At 47.5% G+C, this 16676-nt stretch carries 10 protein-coding genes; 4 read left to right on the plus strand and 6 right to left on the minus strand.

Features of this window, described 5'->3' with window-relative positions; translation table 11 throughout:
* Positions 1-121 precede the first annotated feature (121 nt).
* The 5 genes from QUA45_RS05195 to QUA45_RS05215 form a co-directional block, all read right to left on the minus strand.
* Entirely contained in the window at positions 122-997 is an 876-nt protein-coding gene (locus tag QUA45_RS05195) for a cupin-like domain-containing protein (protein ID WP_333219813.1), read from the minus strand.
* A 239-nt stretch (positions 998-1236) separates the two neighbouring features.
* Positions 1237-2625: an aminotransferase class III-fold pyridoxal phosphate-dependent enzyme gene (locus QUA45_RS05200; protein WP_333219814.1), complete on the minus strand. Its 1389-nt coding sequence runs from the start codon at positions 2623-2625 to the stop codon at positions 1237-1239.
* Between the two features lie 78 nt (positions 2626-2703).
* Positions 2704-4365: a group II intron reverse transcriptase/maturase gene (gene ltrA, locus QUA45_RS05205; protein ID WP_333219816.1), complete on the minus strand. Its 1662-nt coding sequence runs from the start codon at positions 4363-4365 to the stop codon at positions 2704-2706.
* A gap of 534 nt (positions 4366-4899) precedes the next feature.
* Complete coding sequence (locus tag QUA45_RS05210; protein WP_333219818.1) at positions 4900-8586, minus strand: beta-ketoacyl synthase N-terminal-like domain-containing protein; 3687 nt, start codon at positions 8584-8586, stop codon at positions 4900-4902.
* Positions 8587-8589: 3 nt separating this feature from the next.
* On the minus strand, positions 8590-11964 hold the full coding sequence (locus tag QUA45_RS05215; RefSeq protein WP_333219820.1) for an amino acid adenylation domain-containing protein: 3375 nt from the start codon (positions 11962-11964) through the stop codon (positions 8590-8592).
* A 451-nt stretch (positions 11965-12415) separates the two neighbouring features.
* Here QUA45_RS05215 and QUA45_RS05220 point away from each other — a divergent pair, with 451 nt between their 5' ends.
* The gene (locus QUA45_RS05220; RefSeq protein WP_333095090.1) at positions 12416-12715 is read left to right on the plus strand and encodes a hypothetical protein; all 300 of its coding nucleotides are present in this window, start codon (positions 12416-12418) and stop codon (positions 12713-12715) included.
* A gap of 333 nt (positions 12716-13048) precedes the next feature.
* Here the strand turns inward: QUA45_RS05220 and QUA45_RS05225 are convergent, their stop codons facing one another.
* On the minus strand, positions 13049-14797 hold the full coding sequence (locus tag QUA45_RS05225; RefSeq protein WP_333219822.1) for a hypothetical protein: 1749 nt from the start codon (positions 14795-14797) through the stop codon (positions 13049-13051).
* Between the two features lie 374 nt (positions 14798-15171).
* On the opposite strand from QUA45_RS05225, the gene QUA45_RS05230 reads away from it, so the two are divergent.
* The 3 genes from QUA45_RS05230 (at position 15172) to QUA45_RS05240 (ending at position 16193) form a co-directional block, all read left to right on the plus strand.
* Positions 15172-15402 carry a hypothetical protein gene (locus QUA45_RS05230; protein ID WP_333069764.1) on the plus strand — a complete coding sequence of 77 codons (231 nt, stop codon included), beginning with the start codon at positions 15172-15174 and terminating at the stop codon, positions 15400-15402.
* Positions 15403-15452: 50 nt separating this feature from the next.
* Positions 15453-15665 (plus strand): hypothetical protein, encoded by a 213-nt coding sequence (locus QUA45_RS05235; RefSeq protein WP_333095085.1) that lies wholly within the window; start codon positions 15453-15455, stop codon positions 15663-15665.
* Between the two features lie 387 nt (positions 15666-16052).
* Positions 16053-16193, plus strand: a complete 141-nt coding sequence (locus QUA45_RS05240; RefSeq protein ID WP_333095084.1) for a hypothetical protein — start codon at positions 16053-16055, stop codon at positions 16191-16193.
* Positions 16194-16676: the final 483 nt, after the last annotated feature.

Genomic DNA, 16676 nt, shown 5'->3' on the forward strand with positions numbered 1-16676 from the left:
CTTGGGTAGGGGCGGATTTATGAGATTATTAGTCAGAGACAATTATTGTTGGTCAAACCCGCCCCTAGGGGATTTACAGCAGATTCAATTGATCGAGGGAGTAACTAACCAGAATTTGGTATTATTCCATCCCCATCAATCTTTCGCGAGCACTCAGCAAAGCACCTGCACCCCTCAGATAAGCATTAATCATCTTGGCTTTGAGCGAATTTTTGCCTCTGGGGATACAACATTCGTTAGTAAAAAATTTCCAGTTTGATTCGCAAAGTTGGTCAAATGCTACGGAAATGGTTAAAGTCAGCGACCTTGCCGTGTGATACCAGCCGCAGGGAATAAATAGCGTTTCACCGGCTGAAATTGTAATAGTTATTGGCGTAGCTTCAGCCAAAAGTGGATATTTTTTTAAGTCTGGATTGTGATGGTTTTCAATCTCAGATAGCCAAGGAGCACCTGGTTTTGGGTAAAGATACTTTTGCTGCTCCGGCGGAAAAATTGTAAATTCTTTTTCCCCGTAAATTTGATTGATATACGCATACAGCCCGAGAAAATCGTAGTGCAAATAAGGAAATTCTCCGCCCGGCCCGCCGAAGAATATTTCTAAGTCGTACAAATCATTGAGCAGCATCTTCGGGATTAAGCTGCTGTGCGTGCGATCGGGTGTGGCAATACTCGGTCTGGGAGAAATATCTGGTTCTAAATCGGCAAAATCTTTGCGGACATTTAGTTTGAAAGGATAGGGAGCCGGATTCTGTTTTGTGGAATTTTTTAGTAAATCGAACAATTTGTTTATCGTGTAAATGTTACCACCTATTTCAATTTCTCGATCGCCAAAGTTTTCTTGAAAATACTCCGGCGTAAATTTTGTTCGGGCAGGCCAATCTTGTGATAAATCTGTAAAAATAACTGGTTTGCCGGGATTGCGGTACTCGCTGACGAATTCTTGGTGAGTCAGACCTGTGCGGCGGTCTATTTTAAGAGTTTTTGCGGTTTGGAGCATTTGCGTTTTTCCTGGTTTGTTAGTGGAAATTTATTTATGGCCGATTTGAAGAGATTTATCGTGTTCGTGGGGCGGGTTTTCGAGATAGTTTGTCAGAGGTAATTATTGTTTGTCAAACCCGCCCCTACAGGTAGATAGAGATTTACCGTTGGGTGGGGCGGGTTTTCGAGATGGTCTGTCTTTGGCAATTACGGTTGGTAAAACCCGCCCCTACAGGATTTAATTACCAACGCTAACCGTCAATTTGATAAACCATCTCCTACTTGTAAATGTTTTCCTGGACGCTCTGGGTCTGCTATGTACCAAGCTGGATTGCCATTAGGATCTCGCCCTAATTTGGCACCGGGTACGGGAGAATTGTTCGAGAAAGCAATTGACGATTTCGATCCATTTGTATTGCCATTTTTGTGGAACTCGATCGCCTTAACAGTCCCACCAGATGGAGCGGCCAAAAATCCGGCTGACTGCAATTCGGCAATGCTGTTTTTAAATGCTTCCTTGGCAAAAGCAATATCTGCGTCGGAATGCGCTAGCGTCAGAAAACACGGGCGGTGATCCCAAATGTGAATTCCTTTTTCCCGCAGCGAGTAAAACAGCAGTTCTCCATGAGTAAAATCTTGCGGGTACGTGATTTTGAACAGGGAACCAAAGTTTTTAACGGTGAAAGGTGCTTGCTCTCGATCGAAGATGGCGTTCAATTCTGCAACGAATTTGTCGGTTTTGGCATTGAGTTCGCGCTGCAATTTCGGCCCGCCGCGCTTCAAATATTCGAGGGATGCCTTGGCGGCTGCTAAAGTCAGGGGATGGCGCACAAAAGTCCCTGCAAAATAGGTAACGCCTACTTCCGGGAACGAATCGTCGCCGAACTGCCAAAAACCGCCGTCTAAAGCGTCCATCCAGGCTGATTTGCCCGCGATTACCCCGATCGGCATCCCGCCGCCGACGACTTTGCCGTAGGTGCCGATATCCGCTTGTACGCCGAAATATTCTTGGGCGCCGCCCGGTGCAACTCGGAATCCGGTAATCACTTCGTCCATAATGAAGGCGCAACCGGCTTGTTCGGTAATTCGGCGCACTTCGTGGAGGAATTCTCGCGGCTGCAAGTCGGGGCGGCGGCTTTGTACCGGTTCTACCATGATGGCTGCGAACTCGCCCGCCCGCGCTTTGAGGATTTCCAAGGATTCGGGTTCGCCGTAGTCGAGAATTAGGGTATTGTCAACGGCGGATTGGGGAATGCCCGGTGCTGCGGCGAGCGATCGCAGTTTTTTGGTGCCGCGCACGATCACTTCGTCGAAAATCCCGTGATAGTCGCCCGTAAACATGACGATCGTACTGTTGCCCGTGACGGTGCGGGCCAGCCGCATTGCGCCCAAAACGGCTTCAGAACCGGTGTTGCAGAAGGCGGCGCGATCGTGTTTTGTCATCTCGCACACGAGTTCGGCAACTTCCCCTGCTAGCGGTGTTTGCGGGCCGATTTCATACCCGCGCTGCATTTGAGCTGCGATCGCTTCTGTGATAAATGCAGGCGAATATCCGAAAAAGTTCGATCCGAAACCGTTGGTTAAATCCACGTACTCGTTGCCGTCTTCATCCCAAATTTTAATTAGAGTCGATGCCTGTGTTACCACAGGACACCTCTCCTTCAGAACGCGGACGTGCAGCTTTCACTGCATCCGGCTCCTAGTCTGACACCTAATAAGTCGGGTTTAACCCGCTGTTCGGACTCTCACCTGACCGTGAACGGTCTGATGCTGGTGACATTCACGATGTAGAACTTCCAAATTTATAGGTTTCCAATTGTCATGGTTGCCGTCGATATGGTGTAGTTCTGCAATATCACCTGACATGAACGATAGATTACATTCTGTACATTTGTGATTCTGTTTCTTGAGAAGTCGTGCCGTTATCCCATCGTAGTGAGCATTCTCTCGTTTTGACCAGTAAACAAAATCGCCATCATAGGGTGATTTATCTCCCTTGACAATGACAAACTTGCAGGCTGACCAACTAACCGCAGGAATTGCTCTTTTTATAACCTTATTGGTTTGATAACGGTTGTATCTTCCTTGTTTCCGAATGAATTTCCATAACCAATAGCGCAGTGACCACAGGTTGTGTTGACTCATATCGCAGAATCTATGGTAATTTCTCCACCCTCTTACCACCGAACCACACTTGTTGATTCGATGTTCGAGAGTGAAACGACTATCTTTTATCACTTCTTTAACTTTTGCCTTAATGCTAATTGTAGCTTTTCGACTTGGTGTTGAAATGAATTTACCATTGGGTTTAACTGAGAAGTTCCACCCAAGGAAGTCGAAACCATCTGTACTATGTACGACTTTGGTTTTGGCTTCTTTAACTTTTAATCCTCTTGTTTCCAAGAATTTATCAATGTGTCCTCGGAGGGGTTCAGGGTCGTCTTCTGGTTTCAGAATAAACACAACGTCATCCGCATAACGAAATCCAGTAATAGTGTCTATATATCTGCCACCATTTCTGATTTTTAATCTGACCTCATGACCAACGTTCTCTAATCCGTGAAGGACTATATTTGCTAGTAATGGGCTGAAAACTCCACCTTGGGGCGTACCGGATTCTGATGAAGGAAATTCTCCTCTGACTCCAGCTTTTATTGCCCGAAATACCCCTTGTTTTGCTGCCTTTGGTAGTTGGACTGATTGCATTAAGAATTTGTGGTCAATCTTGTCGAAACATTTTTCAATATCCAATTCCAAAATTCTTTTTTCTAACCCATTACTGCTAGAGTTGAGATTATTGAATAATTGTCTCTGGATATCATGGCAGCTTCGGCTAGGTCTAAACCCATAAGAATGAGCGTTGAACGTAGCTTCTGCTGCGGGTTCCAAGGCATATTTGATGAGACATTGATATGCTCTGTCGCTAATGGTCGGGATTCCTAGTCCTCTTTTAGTTCCGTCTACTTTGGGTATGTACACTCGCTTTAGAGGCTGATGTTTCCATTGCTTCCAGTTCTTAACTAACACTTCAAATAGTGCCAGTCTTTGTGAGGGTTCGAGGGCTTTCTTTCCGTCCACCCCTGCGGTTTTCCGTCCAGTATTTAACTGTGTCACTTGCCGAACAGCAAGCAATTTCGCTGCTCTGGAGCTTAATAAAAGTTTCTGAAGCTTACGCACTAGGAACACGTTACCGTTCTTCTGAGCCTTGAATATTCTCACTTGTAGGCGAAACACAATTTTCCGCAGCTTGCGCCAAGGAATTGATTTCCATTTATCAACTGGATTTAACTCCGTTGCCATAACATTCTCTACGCCTGAATGAACATTTTCTATGTAAACCGTACCCAGTTGTCCAAGAGTCCTGATTTCTTGAATTTTTGAGTACATCTTACCAACTCTACCCGCTAACCCTTATTTAAGGAGTCCACAATTTGAGGAAGTAATTTTCTCAAATTGAAGGTTGAAAGAGCCGTTTTATTCGTTCCTCGGTTGAGTTGTTTTGTAGTTTTAGGTTCTCTCATTTCGCCCACGATTTCCCAGAATTGCATTTATCCAGTTCAAAATAATGCGGGTATTTTCACACTTGAAGTGTTATGTTGTGTCGTTGTTCGACCTTGATTTCGGTCGTTCACGCTCAGACGCTTTTTCCGAGAGTTCAACTAATGTTTAACCTTGACTACTTACCTATACGAGTTGCTCCCATCTCAGGTTTGTTATTCTCGTTCTGTCCCCAGCTTCATTTTTAGAGTTTGTTCTCTATCCATGTGGGCAGTTTTGGCATCACGCCATTCCTAGCGGGTAAGACTTGTCAAATTTGAGTTTGACGCACTCACACTCAACTGAAGTTACCTTTACTATCTTTTAGGGCTTGCACCCAAGGCGGCGTAAAGGCTCTAATCCCCTAACCCATACAGGCTAGTTTCATAGAAACGAACCGCACGAACCGGACGAACGCACCGCCACAATTGGATAAACCAACTCTTTCATCGTCCGGTTAAACCCCGAAACTACCCGCGGATCGGCGAGGTGGTGGCGGTGTGTCTGAGTGTACTGTTTGGATTTCTGAGTTCGCGCCGTATATCGCTTGACAAATGTTTCTAAATATGCTGATTGCGACGGAGTTAATCCGTCGCGATCGGATGTGTCGATGCGGGCGGCGGCACCGAACACCTTTTTTGGTTCTGCGGTTGGTTCTGCGGTTGGTGCTGCGGTTGGTGCGATCGCGCTGCCGTTAGTCTGGGATGGAGGGATATTTTGAACGGGTGCCGGCGCCTGCGGCATAACTTGACCGTTGGTTGCAGGTGCCGGCTGTGCGGGAACCAAACCAGCGCCGCCCAACAGTTCTAGCTGTCGCGACATAATTTGCAACTGCTGCCCGATCAGGTATTCGAGATTGCCAGACTGTACGGGATTCAAAATTTGAGGTCCAGGGCTGGGTAACGGCAGATTTACAGGGGCGCTGACTGCAACGGGAGTGGCAATGGGCGCAGGAGGTGCTGCTGTCGGTGCGATCGCCGGTGCGGGTGCTGGTACGGGCGCGGCTTGTTGGACGGCAGGAGTTGCAGGCAAAACCTCCGGCGGCATAGCACCATCGATAAATTCAGATAAAGTGCCGAGAGTGGGAAAAGTTTCTAATAGCTGGCGAAAGGTAATTTTGATGCTAAATTCTTTTTGCAAATTCAGCGCTACTTGAGTTAAAGATAGAGAATCTAAACCCATTTCTAGGAAAGTTAAGTCCTCATCAACACTGCCTAAATCCTCGCCAGAAGTTTCTTCTAGGATGTTTTTAATTACAGGGATAAGTCTGTATTTGCGCGCTGCTTGTTTGGTTTCAACCTGTGAATTTGGCATCAGTAATTGGGAATTGGTAGTTGGTAACTGGGAAGTGGTAATTGGTAATTGAGAAGCGGGCAATTCCTCCACTCTTTCACTCTTGCCCTCTGACACTTTTGGTTCGATCCAGAAACGCTTGCTCTCGAAGGGATAAGTCGGCAAGGGAAGGCGATCGCGCGTTTCCTCTTGATAAAAGCTCTGCCAGTCGATCGATACTCCGCAAAGCCAAAGCTGTCCGGCTGCACTCAACAAAGCCGCCCATTCAGTTTGATTTTCAGGGCTGTCGCCGAGAGAAGAAATGGCAACTTGTTTTTTCAAATCTTTGGCTTGTTTGCGAGCTAAAGTAGCAGCCGTTGTTCTCGGCCCGACTTCCAAAAGTATCCGGTTCGGATCTTGCCAAAGCTCTTTTATCCCGTCGGCAAAACGCACTGTTGCCCGCAAATGCCGCGCCCAATACATCGGATCGGTTGCTTGTTCCGCTGTTATCCAACTAGCAGTTACAGTCGAAACAAATGGGATATTTGGCGCTGACAACTGCACTTTTTTGACATATTCGGCGAAAGGTTCGACGATCGAATCCACCATCGGCGAATGAAAAGCGTGGGAAGTGTGCAGTTGTTTGCAGACAACGCTTTCGCTTTCTAATTGCTGCTGAAAAAGTGCGATCGCCTCCGTCGGCCCGGAAACCACGCACAAATCCGGCGCATTCACCGCAGCCACTGCCAAATCCGCGCTCAACCGCCCTTCTACTTGCGCTGCGGGCAACCGCACCGACAGCATTGAACCCCCCGGCAAATCTTGCATCAACCGCCCCCTCGCTGCCACCAGCATCAAGGCATCCTCCAGGGAAAACACGCCTGCGATCGTTGCCGCTACAAATTCGCCGATGCTGTGCCCGATCGCACCTTGGGGAATGACGCCCCAACTCTGCCACAGCTTGGAAAGCGCGTATTCTAGGGTAAATATCGCAGGCTGAGTCAAGAAAGTTTGGCGCAGCGATTCGGCGGCTGTCGCTTCATCGCTGCCGGGATACAGGACTTTCCGCAAATCTCGGCCGAGGTGCGGCTGCAAAATTTCGGCGCAGCGATCGACTGTTTCGCGGAATAAAGGCTCGGATTCGTACAAATTCAAGCCCATATTGACATATTGCGACCCCTGTCCCGGAAACATGAAGATTACTGCCGGATTTCTCGATTCGGTGCAGCGGGTTGCTGTACGCAGCGGGGGCAGGGATTCGAGTACCTGCACGGCATCGGTGCGATCGCTGCAAACAGCGAAGCGGCGGTAATTGAAGGCTTGCCGCCCGGTTTGCAGGGTGTAAGCAGCATCGGCGAGATCGATCTCCGGGTTTTGGGCGAGGTGCGATCGCAAATTTGCGGTAGCTGCGTCCAAAGCAGATGGAGTTTTCGCCGACAGCAGCAGCAACTGCCGCGGGCGAGAAGGACTTGACGGTTCCAGGGCGGGCGCTTCTTCGAGGACAACGTGAGCGTTTGTACCGCCGACACCAAACGAACTGACACCCGCTCTTCTGGGCGTTTTGCCGGCTTTCCATTCCGAGAGTTCGGCGTTGACGTAGAAGGGGCTGTTGGCAAAATCAATGGCTGGATTCGGTTTCTCGAAGTGCAGAGTGGCCGGTATTTGCTGGTGTTTGAGGGCTAAAGCTGTTTTGATCAGCCCTGTGACTCCCGCTGCGGCGATCGTGTGTCCGAAGTTGCTTTTGACGGAGCCGATCGCGCAAAATTGTTTGGCTGCTGTTTTCAGGGAAAAAGCCTGAGTTAGCGCTTCTATTTCGATCGGATCGCCCAGGGGGGTTGCCGTGCCGTGGGTTTCGACGTAGGATATCGTTTCAGGATCTACGTCTGCCATCGCCTGCGCCATCGCGATCGCCTCTGCTTGCCCGTCTACGCTGGGTGCGGCAAAGCTGACTTTGGCTGCCCCGTCGTTATTCAAGCCGACTCCGCGAATTACGGCATAGATTGTATCTCTGTCGGCGATCGCTTCTTCCAAACGCTTGAGTACAACAGCCCCGGCAGCGTTGCCGAACACGGTTCCTTCAGCCTTGGCGTCGAAAGGTTTGCAGTGTCCGTCGCTGGAGAACATCCCCCCTTCTTGATACAAATAACCGCTATTTTGGGGAACCGTAATTGATATCCCGCCGGCCAGCGCTAAATCGCACTGGTAGCTCATCAAAGCATAAAAAGCTTGACAAACGGCAACTAATGATGTAGAGCAAGCGGTATGCACGCTGACGCTCGGCCCCTTGAGATTCAGTTTGTAAGAGGTGCGGGTAGCAATGTAGTCTTTTTCATTGGCTACCATCACCTGAAACTCGCCCGCGCGGGAAATTACATCCGATCGTCCGGCGATGTTGTTGGGAAAATAAGTATTGTTACCCGTGCCGGCGTACACTCCGATCGAGCCGTTGAAGGTATTCGGATCGCAGCCTGCATTTTCTAGGGCTGCCCAAGCTATTTCTAAAAAAACGCGCTGCTGGGGGTCGGTAATTTCGGCTTCGCGGGGACTCACGCCGAAAAATGCTGCATCAAACCGATCGGCACCGTCAATAATTCCTCTAGCTTTGACGTAATTGGGATTTTGTCTGAGATTGGGGTCAATACTGGGGTCTAGTTCTGCGTCGCCGAACAACGTTGTAGACTCAACTCCGCTGCACAAATTCTGCCATAATTCACCGACACTGGCAGCGCCGGGAAAGCGGCCCGCCATGCCAATAATCGCAATGCCGTCAAGTTCTGAGTTTTCCTGCGAATTTGTCATAAATTAGGGTTTTTTGGTAGATTGCTTTTGCCGTTTAAAAGCAGCTTTTTGCCGATCGGCCCTGTCTTGAAATTTGTTGTTGGACGGGCTCGCGCTTTGTCCCTGGTTTAAATAATTTGCCAATTGGGCGATCGTCGGGTGCTGGAACAATTTCACCACCGGCAAGTCTTTGCCTAACAGAGTCCGGACTTGGACTGCAACTTGCAGCGTCATCAAAGAATTGCCTCCAATCTCGAAGAAATTGTCGTGAATGCCGACGCGATCGAGCTTCAGCAGCTTAGACCAAACACCCGCCAGCAAAAGCTCCAACTCGCTTTGCGGTGCAGCGTAACTCTGGGACTGTTCTTGTCGCTGCGAGTCAGGTGCCGGCAGGGCGCGGCGATCGATTTTCCCGCTGGGCGTCTTCGGCATCGCCTCAACAGTCATAAAAATCGCAGGCACCATGTAATCTGGGAGTTGCCCTTGCAGGTAAGGGCGGAGGTCGGCTATTGCCAATTTCTCCTCTGGATTGGCAACTATGTATGCAACCAATCGTTTGTCCCCCGGTTCGTCTTCCCGCGCCAGCACCACAGCTTGTTTGACGGCGCGATGTTTTGCCAGTGCGGTTTCGATTTCTCCCAACTCTATGCGGAAGCCGCGAATTTTGACTTGGCCGTCAATCCGCCCGATGTACTCGATGTTACCGTCTGGCAGGTAGCGAGCTAAATCTCCTGTTTTGTAAAGGCGATCTTCTTCATCCTCGATCGCGAGTATTTTATTTTGTCGAAAAGGGTTGGGAATAAATTTTTCAGCAGTCAAGTCAGGGCGGTTGAGATAGCCCCGCGCTAAGCAAATCCCCCCGATGTATAGTTCTCCCCCTACTCCTAAAGGTATAGGCTCACCCTCTTTTTGTAACAAATAGATTTGAGTGTTGGCAATAGGGCGGCCGATCGGAGGCAGTGCGGGCCAATCTCCGGGCGGGCCTGCGAGGGTATAAGCGGTAACAACGTGGCTCTCGGAGGGGCCGTATTGATTGTGCAGGGTACAATTTTCTAGCTGCTGAAAGAAACTGGCTATGTAACGGTTGACTTGCAACTGTTCGCCGGCGGTGATTACTTCGCGCAGCGATTTCGGTATTAGCTGATAGGTATCGGCTGCTTCGGCTAAGTGTTGCAGGGCGATAAAAGGGAGAAACAGTCTTTGAATCTTTTGTTTGTCGATTAGCTGCAACAAACTCTGGGCATCTCGCCGGATTTCTTCTGTGATGAAAACGAGGGTGCCGCCGGCACACCAAGTACAGAACATTTCTTGAAACGAGACATCGAAGCTGAGAGATGCAAATTGCAGGGTTTTGGCTGCGCCTTCAAGGCTGGAGTTTTGCAGTTGCCACGCAATTAGGTTGACTAGGGCGCGGTGCGGGAGGGGAACTCCTTTGGGTTTGCCTGTGGAGCCTGATGTATATATTGTATAAGTTAAATTTTGGGGAGAGACGCTGCTAGCTGGGTTTTCCGTGCTGTGACTGCTGATGGTTTCCCAGTCTGCGTCCAAGCAAACGGCGCGGGCTTGATGTGCGGGCATCCCCGATACTAAGTGAGATTGAGTGAGGATAACCGGAGCTTGGGTGTCGGCTAGCATGAAGGTCAGCCGTTCTTGGGGGTAGGCTGGATCGAGGGGAACGTAAGCTGCGCCAGCTTTGAGAACGCCTAAAACGGCGATCGCAATTTCTAAGGAACGTTCCATGCAAATAGCTACTAAAACATCGGGCCCGACGCCTAATTGCTGCAAGTAATGGGCTAGTTGATTGGCTTTGGAATTGAGTTCCAGGTAGGTGAGTTGCTGTTGGGCATTGTGGGAAAAAACGGCGGCAATGGCATCGGGCGATCGCTCGACTTGTGCTTCAAATAATTGGTGAACGCATTTGTCTTGCGGATAATTTGCTTGAGTTTGATTCCACTCCTGCAACTGAGCAAGTTCGGCTGCTGTCAGCATTGACAATTTGCTGATTTTCTGCTGGGGATTCGCCGCTATACTTTCTAGCAAAGTTTGCAGGTGTCCCAACATTCGGGTAATGGCGATCGGATCGAAGCGCTGGCGATCGCCCGCAATTTTAAACAGCAGTTCTGTTCCCCCGTATGCGTAAACTGTTAGGGGAAAACTTGTCTGTTCTAAAAGCTGAAATTCTCGGTTTTGCCAGTTGCCGCCCAGAGCTTGCAAGGCAGAGTTAATGTGATATTTTTCAACTACTAGCAGGCTTTCAAATAAAGCTGTGCCGCGGGAAATCTCGCTCCATTCTTGAGTTTTTGCCAGCGGCACGTTCCCGTATTCTTGAAATGCCGTCCACTGAGTTTGCAGTTGTTTGAGCCAGTCGATCGCTGGTAAGTCGGGAGATACAATTACCCGAAACGGCAAAGTATTTATGAATAATCCTACCGCTGATTCGGCGTTTTCTAGATTCTGCGATCGGCTGTTGTAAATAGTTCCAAATACTACATCTTCAGAACCGGAACAGCGGCTCAAAAGTAAAGCCCACACTCCTTGCAGCAGGGTATTTAGGGTTAGTTGCTGTTCTTGAATGAGGGAGTTTAAGGCTGCGGTTACGGTGCTAGAAAGCCGGATTTCTGCTTCTGCTGATAAATTTTCTGTTGGTGTCAGGAACAGGCCAGATGCCTGTTCCACAACTGATGAATTTCCTGGTGGGGCGGGCATCTTGGCCGCCCTTGAAAAATCCCCAACCAGAGGGGTAGGAGCGCTGAAACCGCTTAAGTATTGTTTCCAGAATGTTTCTGCTTTAGAGATGTCTGGCTGCTGCCTCCACTCGATGCAATCTCGATCGCAGCGGGGCGGTTGTAATTCTAATGCTCGATCGGCACACAGAGATTCGTACAAGCTAAAAACTTCTTGCAAAACAACGATCGCCGAGGTACTGTCAAGCAAAATGTGGTGATAAGTCCAGATCAGTTTGTACTCGGTTTCCGACCAGCGGAACCAAGCCAAACGCATCAGCGGGGGTTGAGTTAAGTCAAAGCCTTGCAGGCGATCGGCTTGCAAATAGGTTTCGAGTTGGTTTGCACGATCGCCCTCCGACAAATTGCGCCAGTCTTGCTCAACGCTTGGCAGTTCAACTTGTTGGTGTAATGTTTGCAGGGGAACTTGTTCACCTGACCAACAAAAACTCGTTCTCAAGATGGGATGCCGCTGCACTATTTGCTGCCAAGCTTTGAGGAAAGCTGAAACATTTAAATTTTCCCGGATGCTACAGATAGCTTGTTCGATGTCTATCCCTGATTGTTGGCCCGAAAGGCTGTCGAACAACAGCCCCTGCTGTATCGGTGAAAGTTGATAGGAAGATTCACTATCAGTGGTTGCGGACTGCGGGCGATCGTCTGCTGGCAATGACATATTTATATGTAAGTATTGATGGAAAAGACTTTTGAGCAACTGTAGCCGGATTTTTAAGGCTTTTTCAAGTAACTATTTATCCCCAAGCACGGTAAAATCATCGATCGCGTGCATCTGAGATAATATTTTGTTTTTGGCTGTAATGTTTTATCGGCTCAGCCGATGTTAACTCCTACTCTACCGCCCTGTAAAGTATTTATGATACATTTTACAGGTAGCGCCGCCAAAGAGCATTTCCCGTTCAGCAACCGTGTAATTCCACAGCCTGTAAATATTAAAATTGCTTAATATTCTGTTGGCTATCGACTTTCTTCTCTCAAGAATAACTAAAGCCTTCAACATCTGCTATAAAAGGCTCACATCCGCACTCAACAGCAATGATTTGCATCCTGTCTGCAGGCAATCGTTGCGCTAAATTAGCTACAGCCAACCTCAACCTTTAAAGAAAGCTATGGGATATTTGATTGGTGCGATCGTCCTCGGAATGTTTATTTGGGCTGGATTCGAGATTGTCCAAACAATCCGCAATTGGGAAACGAATCCCGAAGAGACCACCAGCAAAATTCAAGCTGAAATGGTCCAAGAAACATATCGCGGTCAATTTGGTGCCGATGCGCTGGAGGGAGGGAGTCAGGCTGTCGGAAACGCACTCCACGCCGGCCAGTGCGCCGCCGAAGCAGCAGCTTGCGAAGCTGCTCCAAGTGCGATCGGTCATGTGGTAGAAGGCTTGTTGCACGTTCTACACCATTAATATAGTGTCTGCTAGCGTAAGTTGTGCAAATGTTTTTGATGCTGTAGCGGCGGGTTTTACCAGTAATATTTACCCACACAAACATTTTCCTAAACCCGCCCCCCACAACTAATAACCTATATCAACCTTGACTTTGATCGAAGGGAAAAAATGTACATTCAGGTTTACCGTTGAGCGGCGGGTTTATGGGATTATTAGTTTTTGGCGTAGATGGTTGGTAAAACCCTCCCCTACCATCGCGCAAATCATACAAAAACTAACCAAGACCAAATGATATAACAACACAAAATGAATGGAAAAAGCCATTTAAAATTTTCCATTCATTCTCATTTTTTACGCTTTTGGCTCAACCCATACCGTCATCCCCTCAACCCTCAAACCTTTGCCGCGAGTGCCGCAATATTGACCGTTAGCAGTAACCGGAGTATCGCCTACATTCTGGATGTGAGCCGTATAAAATACGTCGTATTTATCAGCTTGCGGCCCTGTCAGGCGGGCGGCAAATCCCTCAATGCGCTTGGCTTTGCCCCGGAAACCTGCCAACTCGCTTTCCGAGATCCAAGCAGTATCGCCAACTCCTTCAACGTGAGCCATGTACTGCAAATTTAAACCGGGAACGGGAGGCTCTATTTTAATTTGAAATCCTTCGACGCGGCGGCCTTGAGCTTTAGTACCCGCATATTCTCGATCGCTAAAAGTTCGATCGCCAATTCCTTGAATATGCGCCAACACTTTTAAACCCACAGGTGCCACAACTTGGGAACTAGCAGACGGCGCGATCCAAACTTTAATGCCCTCGATTCTTAAAGCTTTGCCGCGAGTGCCGCAATATTCGCCGTTGGAGGACACGTCGGTGTCGCCGATATTCTGAATGTGAGCGCTATAAAATACGTCGTACTTATCAGCTTGCGGCCCGCTCAACCGCACCGCAAATCCCTCAATTCGTTTCGCTTGACCCCGAAAACCTGCCAATTCTCCTTCGCTGAGCCAAGGAGTATCGCCAACACCTTCGACGTGAGCCATGTACTCGACATTTAAGCCGGGAATTGGGGGCTCGATATTAATTTGAAATCCTTCGACACGGCGCCCTTGAGCTTTAGTACCCGCGTATTCTTGAGCACCGAAAGTTCGATCGCCAATTCCCTGAATGTGCACCAAAACTTTGATTCCCAAACCGCCCTCTACAGGAGCTTGTTGAATGTCCCGAGGTGCCCCAAAGACAATGTTCCCGGAACCGGTTGTCTGAAGAGACTTAGGTACTTCCACGCTGGGAACAATAATCACCTCGTGCATGGGGACAGAAGGTGCGGGGGATTCCAAAATCTGGATTTGTGGCGCAACTGTAACTTGTTTCGGTGCCACATTTCCTGACGGGATGACAATCACTTCTGGCAAAGGTTCGGCGCTGATTTTTTGTTCGGGCGCTGCTTTAAATGCGGGTTCGACTTTTGCAGGTGCTGCTTTTACCATCTCAGCAATGGTTAATTTGCCTCTGGAAATGGCTACGGCTATTTGTTTGCCAAAAGCGGCGCTGACTGTTTCTTCGAGAATTACCCACTGTTCGTCATCTAATTTGTCTTGCTGTTCCACCAGGGCGAGAACTGCTGAAACTGGGTGTTTGCCGCTGATTAAGGATTCTGCGTCAGAATGCAGTTGAGTTGGGGTTGATTCGGAAATCGCGCGCTGCAGTTCGCGGGCTTTGGCATGAACTGATTGTAAGGGTGCGAAGTCGCTTTGTTCGCGGTGGGCGATCGCCAATACTCGATCGATCACTTTCAATGCTGCATCGCGAATTTCTGCTTTACCTTCGGAAGCTGCGGCAGTCTCGACTAAGTTTTGAATGTCTTTGAGGGAAGCAATTTCCCCCGGTGCGATCGCGGATTTGTTGATTTCGAGAGCTTGTTTTTGGACTGCAGCAAAGTTGCGGCTGTAGGCGGCTACTTCTTGCAGCAAGCTGTCAGAGGGAGGAATGCCCGAGTCTTGCAGTTGTTTTGCTGCTTGGGATAGGCGATCGGCCAAATTAGCATAAGTTTCCGATAGTCGGGCTATTTGTTGTAGCAAATCTTTATGAGCTAGTTCCATATGTCTTGCCGTAAATATTTAACTTGCTGATTATAGACGTTGAGCGTCTTCTGAAGGTAGAAGGCAGTAGTCATCAATAATTAGTCCCAGGGAAAAAGAAAAATGCTCCCCCTCTCCGGCTCCTCCACTCGGACACTCTCCGACTCCCCCATGCAGACACCCGGACACTCTCCGACTCCCCAGTCTCCGACTCCGCCTCTAGCATCCCCCGCGTGATCGCCGTCACAACCGTGCAAATACTTAGTCACACTCTCCGACTCCGGTTGTCACGAGTGTCCCGTAACAATGTCACACCTATCGAGCAATAGCCGTCACTGCTGATTCTGTGAAAACAGTTGATACTGAGACTTGAACCAATAAAACCCCGAAGTGTTATGGTACTAATTCGCGATCTCGCCCAGCAAGCTCTGGCTCTAGGCTATCTAACCATTGAAGCCGAAAATCAACTGCGGCGGATGTTAACTACCACCACCTATGACTTAGAAGACTTAAATGCTTTTATGGCTTTGCAACTAGCAGCTATGTCCGGAGGAGTGAAACAAGAGTCTCGCGAGCTGAAAAAATTTGAAATCTTTGGCGAGACGGCTTCCGAAACTTCCTGTTAGTAACTTGTTTGCTTTTGATTAGTTAAAATTTAGTAAGGGAAATTTCTACCGTGCAGATTCGTGAAGTTGTAAAACAAGCTATTGCCGCTGGATATCTGAGTTTGGAAGCGGAAAAAGAAATGCAGAATATTTTTTCCTCAGCCAAGTGTGATTTGGAAGATTTGAATGCTTTTATGAGCTTGCAGTTAGCTGCCATGGCGGGTCGCGTAAGGCAAGAGTCTTTGGAATTGATGAAAATGCCAAGTTTTCCCGAAACGAATTAACGAGCTTTATTCATTCATGTGCTTTCCGGCAAAATAAATATTAATTAATTAATCAATTTACTAAAAAATTTTATTTAAGAGTTATTTTTTCTAACGTATAACTAATTAATTTTACCACTATTCCTATCTTGCTTAACTCGGTAGTAAGCCAATCAATTCTAATTTAAATGATTTTTAAAATAAATGTTTAAGCTTGTAGGCAGGACTTAGCTCCTCAAAGGCAAGGCGGGGATGACCAGACCTATCACGCTGTTTGCTGACTAACTGTCGATCGTTAGCATTCAAAGGTTATTTCTTGTTATAGCAATTTCATTTGAGATGTAAATATGGATTTCTATGGTAAAATACATAGGAAACTTTCATAAGAAATGAAAGGGAAGAAAGCAAATGGAAGCCAATCAAAATGAAAAAGAAAGACAAATAGAAGGTTTAATCAAATTTATAAATAGTAATGGAGACTCGCGAGAAATGAAGAGAGCCTTAGCAGTAAAACTAGCTCTCCAAGGTTATGTGTACAGAGCGATATAAAATATACTAAATGTATCTCAAGGTTTTGTAAGTAAAGGGAAAAAATTTATAACACAAGGAATACCAGGTCTAAGATTAGGCTATAGAGGAGCGAAAACCAAGCTAACAAAAGAAGAAGAATCAACCATAAAATGGTTATCATGCCGCCAATAATATTGGGATATATCAGAAATAGAAATATATTTAATAGAGGAGTACGATGTCATATTTAAATCGAAATAAAGTTACTATAATATTTACAGAAAAGAGAAGATAACCAGACAAAAAGCTGAAAAAGTAAATCCGAGAAAAAATGAAAAAGCAGTCAAAAAAAGAATTGAAAGACTTAACCAATTTCTCGAAGATAATAGATAGAAAATAGAGTCGGGACAGCTTGTAGTCTATGCAATAAACGAATGCCATTTAATGCAGGGTAAGAGCATCTCAATCACGCTTGACAAAAGGACTCAGAAGAATCTAATATATTGTCAGTCAAACAAGAAC

The sequence above is a fragment of the Microcoleus sp. Pol12A5 genome (genome assembly GCF_036701435.1).
GTDB lineage: Bacteria > Cyanobacteriota > Cyanobacteriia > Cyanobacteriales > Microcoleaceae > Microcoleus.

Bases quoted from the DNA above. Each gene is read 5' to 3' on its own strand.
- QUA45_RS05195 (WP_333219813.1), bottom strand. From the start codon at position 997: ATGCTCCAAACCGCAAAAACTCTTAAAATAGACCGCCGCACAGGTCTG.
- ltrA (WP_333219816.1), bottom strand. From the start codon at position 4,365: ATGTACTCAAAAATTCAAGAAATCAGGACTCTTGGACAACTGGGTACG.
- QUA45_RS05210 (WP_333219818.1), bottom strand. From the start codon at position 8,586: ATGACAAATTCGCAGGAAAACTCAGAACTTGACGGCATTGCGATTATT.
- QUA45_RS05215 (WP_333219820.1), bottom strand. From the start codon at position 11,964: ATGTCATTGCCAGCAGACGATCGCCCGCAGTCCGCAACCACTGATAGT.
- QUA45_RS05220 (WP_333095090.1), top strand. From the start codon at position 12,416: ATGGGATATTTGATTGGTGCGATCGTCCTCGGAATGTTTATTTGGGCT.
- QUA45_RS05225 (WP_333219822.1), bottom strand. From the start codon at position 14,797: ATGGAACTAGCTCATAAAGATTTGCTACAACAAATAGCCCGACTATCG.
- QUA45_RS05230 (WP_333069764.1), top strand. From the start codon at position 15,172: ATGGTACTAATTCGCGATCTCGCCCAGCAAGCTCTGGCTCTAGGCTAT.
- QUA45_RS05240 (WP_333095084.1), top strand. From the start codon at position 16,053: ATGGAAGCCAATCAAAATGAAAAAGAAAGACAAATAGAAGGTTTAATC.